The organism is Actinomyces sp. oral taxon 849 str. F0330, assembly GCF_000239715.1.
In the GTDB taxonomy this organism is placed as follows: Bacteria; Actinomycetota; Actinomycetes; order Actinomycetales; family Actinomycetaceae; genus Actinomyces; species Actinomyces johnsonii.
This window is the reverse complement of the sequence record NZ_JH470349.1, coordinates 208,317-218,120: the sequence shown is the minus strand read 5'-3', so window position 1 is coordinate 218,120 and position 9,804 is coordinate 208,317. Positions and strand designations below refer to the sequence as shown.

The following is a 9,804-nucleotide window of genomic DNA, read 5'->3' as shown; positions in this document are numbered from 1 at the left end:
TGCCCGACGTCGAGGCCCTCCCGGGCGTGTGGGCCTCTCAGCGCACCGACCCGGGCCTGCTGCTCTCCGGCGTCGTTACCCCCGAGGTCCCCTGGGACGAGGCGATGGCCGCTCTCGACGTCCCCGCCCTGCTGCTCACCGGTGACCGGCCCGGCAGTGCCCGCGTGGGCCGCGAGGGCCTGGAGACCGCCGCTCGCAATCCCCGCGTCTCCCCGGTCCTCGTCCCCGGCGCCGGCCACCAGGTGCGCCGCAGCGCCCCGAAGACCTTCTACCGCGCCGTCGACGAGTGGCTGAGTGAAGTCCTACCGGTGGGCTGAGCCCGCGGTGCGCCGGCGCCGGAGCCCCGGGAGAGACGGAGAACTCCCACGGCGCGCAGGGGTCGCGCCGTCGGGCCGACGCCGGCCCGTGGGAGGATGCGGGCATGGCAGCTGTGTCCGAGAAGGCCCGGAAGGCATCCGCACCCGTTCCCGGGGAGCGCTCGCAGGGGGAGACCATCGCCTACCTCCTGGCGGCGCTGACGATCGGGGCGGTGGGGCTCTACCTCATCAAGGACCTCTTCGCCCCGGCCTTCTTCGCCCTCACCCTCGTGGTGACGGTCCGGCCGCTGGTGTCCTGGATGACGCGCCGTCATGTGCCTCGCGTACTCGCGGCAACGGCGGCGATCCTGCTCATCTTCGCCTTCGTCGTCCTGCTGTTCGCGGCCCTGGCCGTCGCGGTGGCTCAGCTCGTCGACACCCTCCCGCAGTACGCCCCCAAGTTCCAGGCGATCTGGCGCCAGGCCGAGACCCAGCTCAACGGCATGGGGGTCGACCAGTCCACGGTGCTCAAGGAGGTCACCAATGTCCTGGACACCTCCCGGCTCGTCACGATGGCGCAGACGATCCTGGGGCAGCTGACCTCGGCCAGCGCGATGCTCGGCGTCATGGCGATGGTGGTCGTCTTCCTCATGTTCGACACCGCCAAGATCGAGATCCGCGCCGCGGCCCTGGGCGTCCTCAAGCCGGGCATGGCCTCCGCCCTCGTCTCCTTCTGCGAGGCGGTGCGCTCCTACTGGATGGTCTCGACGGTCTTCGGCCTCATCGTGGCCGTCATCAATGTGCTGACCCTGTGGTACCTGGACGTACCGATGGCCATCACCTGGGGCGTGGTCTCCTTCATCACCAACTACATCCCGAACATCGGCTTCGTCCTGGGCGTGGTCCCGCCGGCGGTCCTGGGGCTGGTGGACTCCGGGCCCTGGACCGCACTGTGGGTGGTCCTGTCCTACGTGGCGGCCAACTTCGTCATCCAGTCCCTCATCCAGCCCAAGTTCACCGGGGACGCGGTGGGACTCAACACGACGACGACGTTCCTGTGCCTGCTGTTCTGGTCCACCGTCATCGGGGCGCTGGGGACCATCCTGGCGGTGCCGCTGACGCTGTTCGTCAAGGCCCTCCTCATCGACTCCGACCCCCGCTCGCGCTGGGTGGGGATCTTCCTGTCCGCCGGCGACTCGCCCGTGCGTGACCCCGATGAGCTGGATGAGGACGTGCTCGACGAGCTCGACCAGCTCGACCTTGACGGCGACGGCGTCGGCGAGGCGGATCCCGACCACGGACGGCCGGTTGTTGAGCGGCTCGCCGACAAGGCTGAGAAGGTTGAGGCAACGGCCAAGAGTGCCGACAGCGCCGAAGACGTCGACGGCTCCGTGCCATCCGGCAGCCGTCAACGCTCCCAGGCGGACTGACCGCCTAAGGACGAGCTGGGCGCCCCTGGGAATCGGCGACTGCGCTTCGACGCGAGAACGTACTTCTCCCGCAGACGACTGAGGTCCACCCCCAGTCATCTGCGGGACAATGCAGTTCTTGCGCGGAAAGTACGTTCTCGATGACGCGATCTGCCGTTCAGCTGGCCGGTGCGGAAGCCCTCGGGCTCAGGCCTCGGCGCGGCCCTGGCGCCAGTAGCCCATGAAGGCCACAGAGCGCCGGTCGATGCCACGTTCGCTGACCAGGTGGCGACGCATCGTCCGCACCGCAGCCGCCTCCCCGGCGAGCCACGCGTACAGGGTGGTGCGCTTGAGTGCGTCCCCGCCCTTGGCGTGACGCGGCACGTCCCACAGCAGCTCACGGTCGACGTCGATCTCCTCGACCTCCTGCGGCACCCCTACCGGACACAGCTCCTCGGCGGCCCGGCGTACACCCTCGACGAGCAGCTCCCCGTGCGAGCGGCCGTTGCGCCCAGCCACCCGCACCTCGATCCCGGGGTGCGTGGGCAGGTAAGGGGCATCCACGTCACCGGGCATCTCGACGACGGCGACTCCCCGCGCGCTCGCGGGCAGGTCCTCCAGGATCCGGGCGATCGCGGGTGCCGCCGTCTCGTCCCCGCCCAGCAGGTAGCGCTCAGTCACTTGCGGCGGCACGAAGTCCACGCCACCGGCGTCGCCGTCCCACTGCCGGTTCGGCCCCAGCAGGACCGCCTCGGTACCGGCCTCGGCCTCAAGGATCCACCGAGAGGCCGGGCCGAGCGGGTCGTGCACCACCATGTCGACGTCCACCTCCGCACGCGTTCCGTCCGGACCCTCCGCCTCGTAGCGAACCGTGCGCGTCGTGTAGGTGCGGATCGGGCACCGGTGCTCCTCGGGCAGCTTCATCAACCGGCCGTACCAGTCCTCGCCGTCGGGTAGCTGCTCGTAACCCGACGCCGGCGCCGGCAGCACCAGCTTGATCCGCTGGTCCCAGCCCGGGTCGGCGTAGTGGACCAGATCATCCCCGATGAAGGTGAAGCGCCGCATGGACGGCGTCACGTCGCGGACTGCCGCCACCGTGACATGGAAGAAGCGGAACGGAGATGTCGGTGAGGCGGACGGTCTGGCTGGGCTCATTGATGCTCCTTTGGGTCAGCTGCCGTGTGAGGCCTCGCGTACGTGGTGGCGGCCCTTGGGCAGGATGAGGGGGGTGCCGGAGACCGGGTCGGTGATGACGTCGGAGTCCAGGTCGAAGACTGTCGCCACCAGGTCCGCGTCGATCACCTCCTGCGGTGGTCCCGCGGCCACAACCTTGCCGGCGCGCATAGCGATGATGTGGTCGGCGTAGCGGGCCGACAGGTTGATGTCGTGCAGCACCATGACCACGGTGGTGCCGCGCTCGCGGTTGAGGTCGGTGAGCAGATCGAGGACCTCCACTTGGTGGGTGAGGTCCAGGAAGGTCGTGGGCTCGTCCAGCAGCAGCACCGGTGTGCGCTGGGCCAGTGCCATGGCGATCCACACGCGCTGGCGTTGACCGCCGGAGAGCTCGTCGATGGATCGGTCGGCCAGTTCGGCGGTGCGGGTCGCCAGCAACGACTCCTCTACGATCCGACGGTCCTCGGCGCCCGTGGAGCGGAACATGGACTGGTGTGGGTGGCGCCCACGCCCCACGAGGTCGGCCACAGCGATCCCCTCAGGTGCGATCGGCTGCTGGGGTAGCAGACCGAGTCGCGTTGCCAGCCTTCGGGTGGGGATCTGGTCGATGGGCTCGCCGTCGAGCAGGACCTGGCCCGACGTCGGCGCCAGGATCCGGGCCATGGTCTTGAGAAGCGTTGACTTCCCACAGGCGTTTGCCCCCACGATGACGGTGATTCTGCCGCTGGGGATCGTCGCGTCCACGCCGTCGACGACGATGTGCCGACCGTATCCGGAACGCAGGCCCTGTGTGGCGAGCTCGGGGACCGGGGAGGGGGTGGAGGTCGCAGAGGAGGTCATGCCGAGGCGCCCTGTCTGTTGATGCGGATGAGCTGGCTGATGAGGTAAGGGGCGCCCATGAGGCCGGTGACCACGCCCACGGGCAGTGCGGCGGACAGAAAGCACTGGGCTACCAGATCGCATCCCAGCACGATGACCGCGCCCATGAGTGCCGCTGGCACCAACAGGCTGCGGTCGGTCTGCCCGATGAGCCTGGCCGCCATTGGCCCGGCCAGGAAGGAGACGAAGGCGATGGGACCGGTGGCCGCCGTGGCGAAGGCCGACAGCGCCACCATCGTGATGACAAGCGCCAGGCGGGCCCGGTCCACGGGCACGCCCAGTCCGGTGGCGGTCTCCTCGCCCAGGATCAGGGGCCCCAGGTCACGGCCGATGACGAGCAGCAGTGCCCCGCACACCGCCATCGCCGCAGCCAGCACCGGCACCTGGTTCCAGCTGACCGAGTCCAGTGAGCCGCTCAGCCAGCGCATCGCCTCGATGGCCTTGTACACGTTGCCCTGAAGCTGGAGATAGGAGATGAGGGAGGTGAACATCGCTGAGACGCCGATGCCGATAAGAATGAGCCGCCCGCCCTGGGAGCGCCCCTGACCGGAGAGTAGGAAGATGGTGAGCGCGGTGCCCAGACCGCAGGCGATGGCCAGGATGTTGACGCCGATGCCGGCGGGAGACCAGCCCAGCACCAGGATGGCGAAGACCGCCGAGGCCGAGGCGCCCGAGGTGATGCCGATAATGTCGGGGCTGGCCAGCTGGTTGCGAAGCATTGTCTGGGAGGTCGTTCCGGCCATTCCGAAGGCCATCCCGGCCAGCAGCCCGATGATCGCCCGGGGCAGTCGGATCTCTCCGACGTCGAAGGAGGCTCCCGGCACGATGTCGCCGGAGAGCACCGCAAGCACCTCATCCGGGCTGTACCAGGTCTCGCCGACCAGGATCATGGCCACCCACAGCGCTGCGGCTGTCAGAGCCAGGGCGATGGTGACGGCTGCAAAGCGGAGGGTGCGGCGTCGGCGACCGGCGATGGAGAAGCCCGGATGCGGAGACTGGATATTGGGAGCGCTGGTGGTGGCCTCGGTGATGCTCGGGGTGCTCATAGCTCGCGCACCTTCGTTCCACGGACGATCATGATGAGGATGGGGGCGCCGATGAAGGCGGTCACCACCGCCACCGGCAACGCGGCCGAGGGGCGGGAGACGACCCGCCCGACGACATCGGACAGGGTCAGCAGGTCGGCTCCGCACAGGGCGGATAGCGGCAGCAGCCAGCGGTGATCGGGGCCGCAGAGCATGCGCACCGTGTGGGGGACCATGAGTCCGACGAACCCGATGGGGCCAATGACGGCGGTCACCGCCGAGCACAGCAGCACGCCGGCGCTCGCCGCCGCCAGGCGCGTACGGGTGACGTTGACGCCCAGCCCGATGGCCATCTCCTCGCCCAGCGCCAGTGAGTTGAGAGGGCCTGCGACCAGAAGCGCCAGGACGGTAGCCACGGCCAGGAAGGGGGCGATCGTCGTCAGGGAGCTCCAGTTGCCGCGCCCCAGGGAACCCATCTGCCAGAAGCGGTAGTCGTCGAGGCCCTGAGCGCGCGGAAGCATGACGGCGCTGATGGCGCAGGACAGGGCGGCGCTCGTGGCCACACCTGCTAGGGCGAGCTTGACCGGCGTTGGACCGCCCGGACCCAGGGAGCCGACGGCGTAGACGAACACCGCCGTCAGGGTCGCCCCGATGAGGGCGAACCACAGGAACTGTGAGGCCCCCGAGATGTCGAGGAAGGCGACACCGATGAGAATCGCCAGCGAGGCACCGGTGTTGACGCCGAGGATCCCGGGGTCGGCGATGGGGTTGCGGGTCACCGCCTGCATGAGGGCGCCGGAGACCCCGAGGGCTGCCCCGGCCACAAGGGCGACGGCGGTGCGCGGCAGGCGCTCGGCGACCACCAGCGCGCCGATGTCGGTGCGCGAGCCGGACAGGCCTCCGACGATCTCTCCAATCCCCACGACCCGAGTACCGAAGGCGATTGAGCACAGGGCAGCGGTGACGGCGAGCGCCGTCAGAAGGATCAGGGCGGCCAGGCACCGGCGCACCTGCCTGCTGACGCCAGTGCTTGGATCGGTTGTCGCTGTTGAGGTACTCACCGGGCCCTGGTACTCACTTCACCTTGCCCGCCGCGGTGGCGATGAGCCCCACGTACTTCTCGATGCCCCACGGGATCGACAGCGGGCCGGGGTTGGTGGAGGCAGCCATCGGATCGCTATTGCCCACGAAGGCGACTGCGCCGTTCTTGATGGCGCGCACCTGGCTCAGGAGGCTGTTGGCCTGCATGGCTGCCAGGTCGGACTCGGTGCCGTACATGACGATGAGGTCGAAGTCGTTGAGCGAGTCTGCGTTCTCGGTGGAGATGTCCACATTGAAGGCCGAGGCGTTCTCCTTGGAGGCCTTCTCCACGGAGGCCGGCACCTTCATCCCCAGGTCGGACAGGAAGGCGGTACGAGGGTCGGCGGTGGTGTAGTAGCCGAACTTGGTCGCATCGCCTTCGGCGGTGTAGCAGAAGGTAGCGGCCTTGCCCTTGATCTGCGGGTGCTTGGCGACGGCATCGGCCACCTGCTTCTCCAGGTCAGCCACAAGCGTGTCGCCCTCGGTCTTTTTGCCGACGGCTGTGGCGTTGATCGCGATAGTCTCGCGCCAGGGTGTGCCCCAGGCGACCTTCGGGTAGGCCACGGTGGGGGCGATCTTGCTCAGCGTCTCGTACTCCTCCTTGGACATGCCGGAGTAGACAGCCAGGATGACCTCGGGCTTGGTGGCGTTAACGGCTTGGGGGTTGATCTTGACGCCACCGTCGTCGTCGAAGAGCTTGGGCTGGGCGGCACCGTTAGCGGTCAGCTCGTCGACCTTCTCCTTGGTCCAGGGCAGCATGCCGGAGCCGTCGGTCACTCCCCAGGTCTGCTTGGAGAAGCCCAGCGGCATGATGCCCAGCGCCAGGAGGACGTCCTGGTTGGCCCAGGCAACGGTGGCGACCTTGGTGGCGTCTGCGGGAACCTCGGTGGTGCCGTAGACGTGCTTGATCGAAATGGTCTTGCCGGAGGTGATGGACGATGCGCTCTTGGAGCGGCCGCAGGCCGCCAGGAGAGTGGTAGTGGACAGGGACGCGGTGCCAAGGATGAATGACTTGCGTGAGACGGTCACGAGGCCTCTTCTCTGGTAGAGCCGATCAGGAGAGATCGGTCGAACAGGCTGACGCTAACCGAGGTAAGCCATACCTAACAACAGGTGGGTCGGTGCAATAGCGCACGCTGACGGCGCGTCATCTCGCGAGGTTCCCGTAAGAGCCCGGATGGCTTCAGGTTTCCAGGCCGACCCGAGAATGGTGCCCGGGTGGTTCAGGGCTGGCGGGCGAGGTCGGCGGCACCGACGAGCCCGGCCTCCTGACCTCCCTCGGCCAAGACCACCGGAATGGCGGGCCGGTGGGTACCGGCCGTGAGGTTGGCGGTGAAGGCCTCGCGGGCGGGAGTCAGCAGGATGTCGCCGGCCTCGGCCAGGCCGCCGGCGATGACGATGACCTCGGGGTCCAGCAGCGCGCACATGTCCGCCAGCCCCACCCCCAGCCAGTGGGTGAGCTGCTCGTAGCACTCCAGGGCGGCCGGGTCGCCCTCGCGGGCCGCGGCGGTGACGGCCTTGCCCGAGATGTGCTCCGGGTTGCCGCCGGAGAGCTCGATGATGCGGGCCGCGTAGGCCGGCCGGAACTGCGCCAGCTCCCAGCCGTTGACCCCCAGGGCCGTGCCGGCGCTGTAACGCTCCAGGCAGCCTCGCAGTCCACATCCGCAGGGGCGTCCGCCGGGGACGACGTTGATGTGCCCGATCTCCCCGCCGAATCCGGCCGCCCCGCGCAGGAGGTGCCCGTCGACGATGATCGCCCCGCCCACGCCGGTACCGATGGCCACGATGAGGGCGTTGCGCTTGCCCCGGGCCGCCCCGAAGCGGGCCTCGGCCCAACCGAATGCGTTGGCGTCGTTCTCGACGACGACCGGCAGGCCCACGCCCTCGGAGATGACGTCGCCGATCCGCATCCCGGTCCAGTCCAGGTTGGTGCCGTGCGCCATCGTGTTGCGGTCGGAGGACACCATCCCGGCCGCCCCGATGCCCACGGTGGCCGCGTCTGGGAAGTCCTCGTGCAGGCGCCTCACCACCGTGGTGATCGTGTCAACAATGGCCTGGCGGTTGACGGCGGGCGAGTCGCGCCGAACCGTCTGCAGGACCTGCCCGTCGTCGTCGACGACGCCGGCCGCGATCTTCGTTCCTCCGACGTCCACGCCAATGCTCAGTGCCATGCTCTCGCTCCTTGTGAAAACGACCGTTGTCTACGTTGCTAATCGGGTTGCTGACCGTCCAGCGGACCGATGCGTTGAGAATGAGTTGAATAGGGGAAGAATAACGTCCCCGGCCCGCCATGGTGGCGAGTCGGGGACGAGGAACCGACGAGTCGTCAGTGCGATGCGGTCGGCGCAGCAGAGCTCTTGGAGGTCTTGGCCTTGGCAGCCTGGCTGTTGATGACGGCCTTCATATAGTCGGCGTCCTTGTAGCCGCTGATGAAGGTCTCGCCCACGATCATGAACGGGGTGCCCGTGATGCCGATCGAGTGGGCGTGGTTCTTGGCCTCGGTGACGGCGGTGGCGGTCTCCTCCGACGCCATGTCGGTGCGGAATTGCGCGATGTCGGCCACCCCGGCCTTCTGGGCGAAGGCGACCAGCGAGTCCTCGGTGTACTCCGGGTGGTCCTGGGGGTTGGCGGCGGCGTAGACGGCGTCGTGGAACTCCCAGAACTTGCCCTGTTTGGCCGCGGCCCGGCCGGCCTGGGCGGCCAGGGGCGAGGTGGGGCTGATCTGGGCCAGGTCGCGCCACTCGATCCGCAGGGTTCCCTGGTCCACCAGGTCGGCGAGTTCGGGCTCGACGTTCTGAGCGAACTGGGTGCAGTAGGGGCAGGCGAAGTCGGAGTAGACGACCATGACGACCGGGGCGTCGACCTTGCCCTTGGCCTGGGCGTCGGCGGGGTCGCGGTGGGTCTCGGAGTGGATGATCTCCAGGGTCTGCTGGTCGGCTACCGGCGGAGCCGGCGTGGGCTCGGGGACCGCCGTGGCCGAATGGCCGGTGCCGGTCGAGGCGGTGGTGGATGTGGCTGTCTGGGAGCCGGCGGCGCCTCGGTGGTGCCGGGAGGCGACGTCCTGCAGCAGCAGCGCGGCGATGACGGCCAGGACGACGGCGATGGCCAGGAGGACGACCACGACGGTGCGATTCCCCTTCGAAGGGGTAGGCGTCGTAGAAGGCGGCTGAACACTCATGGCAGGGAGTCTCTCAGAGGAGCGCCGTCCCGCAATACGCCTGGTAAGTCTAGTGAGAGCACAGTTCGTCACAGCCGTCTCGGGGGTGTCTCAGCCGCGCCCTCAACCTCACAAGGCGCTCACGGGCCGCTTACGGCGCGTTCACGAATGTCACCGAAGGTCATCGGCGTTGGACCGACGTTGTCGCACGCACTTCGACCGATTCTTCATAGACGACACGTATACGTGTCGTCTATGAAGAATCGGTCGAAATAGAGTCGGGACCCGGATCAGTGCAGCCCTAGTGCAGGGCCGCCCCCGCGGACAGACCGAGTCCGACGGCGCCCAGTGTGGCTGCCGTCATGAGGGCGGCGTGGGCAAGAGCCGGCCCCCACCGGCCCGCCAGCAGCAGTCGCGCCCCTTCGACGCAGGCCGTGGAGAACGTGGAGTACCCGCCCAAGAACCCGGTCCCCAGCACGCGAACCGCCGCGGCCACCCAGGATCCGGGATCCGGCGCGCTGCCCGCCGATCCCACGAGCAGTCCCATGAGGAAGCAGGCCGTCACATTGACCACGACGGTGCCCCAGGGCATCCGCCGCGCCTGAGTACCCTTGGAACGACGTCGTGTGGAGGCGTTTGCCGAGATGGCCTGGCTCACTCGGCCGCTGAGCCGGTTCACGCAGGCGTCCACGCCCCAGCGGCAGGCGGCCCCCGCGCCTCCGGCCAGCGCCAGGGGCAGCCAGACGGCGAGCCATCCCAGCAGCCCGGTGGCTCCGGTCGCGCTC

Annotated in this window: 10 protein-coding genes; 2 read left to right on the top strand and 8 right to left on the bottom strand. The window is 68.7% G+C overall.

Translation table 11 applies throughout. The features are described from left to right. Positions 1-317 (top strand): alpha/beta fold hydrolase (locus tag HMPREF0975_RS02960; RefSeq protein WP_009232644.1); only part of this gene is annotated, 317 nt, incomplete at its 5' end. Positions 318-421: 104 nt separating this feature from the next. Beyond that, the gene (locus HMPREF0975_RS02955) at positions 422-1,726 is read left to right on the top strand and encodes an AI-2E family transporter (RefSeq protein ID WP_009232643.1); all 1,305 of its coding nucleotides are present in this window, start codon (positions 422-424) and stop codon (positions 1,724-1,726) included. Positions 1,727-1,912: 186 nt separating this feature from the next. Here the strand turns inward: HMPREF0975_RS02955 and HMPREF0975_RS02950 are convergent, their stop codons facing one another. The 8 genes from HMPREF0975_RS02950 to HMPREF0975_RS02915 form a co-directional block, all read right to left on the bottom strand. Continuing rightward, positions 1,913-2,860 (bottom strand): siderophore-interacting protein, encoded by a 948-nt coding sequence (locus tag HMPREF0975_RS02950; RefSeq protein WP_009232642.1) that lies wholly within the window; start codon positions 2,858-2,860, stop codon positions 1,913-1,915. Between the two features lie 15 nt (positions 2,861-2,875). Further along, positions 2,876-3,718: an ABC transporter ATP-binding protein gene (locus HMPREF0975_RS02945; RefSeq protein WP_009232641.1), complete on the bottom strand. Its 843-nt coding sequence runs from the start codon at positions 3,716-3,718 to the stop codon at positions 2,876-2,878. Beyond that, positions 3,715-4,803: a FecCD family ABC transporter permease gene (locus HMPREF0975_RS02940; RefSeq protein ID WP_009232640.1), complete on the bottom strand. Its 1,089-nt coding sequence runs from the start codon at positions 4,801-4,803 to the stop codon at positions 3,715-3,717. Before HMPREF0975_RS02940 ends, HMPREF0975_RS02945 begins: the two co-directional genes overlap by 4 nt. Further along, on the bottom strand, positions 4,800-5,843 hold the full coding sequence (locus HMPREF0975_RS02935; protein ID WP_232212443.1) for a FecCD family ABC transporter permease: 1,044 nt from the start codon (positions 5,841-5,843) through the stop codon (positions 4,800-4,802). The genes HMPREF0975_RS02940 and HMPREF0975_RS02935 overlap by 4 nt, the downstream gene beginning before the upstream one ends. A gap of 13 nt (positions 5,844-5,856) precedes the next feature. Further along, positions 5,857-6,891 (bottom strand): ABC transporter substrate-binding protein, encoded by a 1,035-nt coding sequence (locus HMPREF0975_RS02930; RefSeq protein ID WP_009232638.1) that lies wholly within the window; start codon positions 6,889-6,891, stop codon positions 5,857-5,859. A 194-nt stretch (positions 6,892-7,085) separates the two neighbouring features. After that, entirely contained in the window at positions 7,086-8,033 is a 948-nt protein-coding gene (locus tag HMPREF0975_RS02925; protein ID WP_009232637.1) for an ROK family protein, read from the bottom strand. 155 nt (positions 8,034-8,188) lie between these two features. After that, complete coding sequence (locus HMPREF0975_RS02920; RefSeq protein WP_009232636.1) at positions 8,189-9,040, bottom strand: DsbA family protein; 852 nt, start codon at positions 9,038-9,040, stop codon at positions 8,189-8,191. Positions 9,041-9,320: 280 nt separating this feature from the next. Continuing rightward, on the bottom strand, positions 9,321-9,804 hold a 484-nt coding region (locus HMPREF0975_RS02915; protein WP_009232635.1), incomplete at its 5' end, for a fluoride efflux transporter FluC.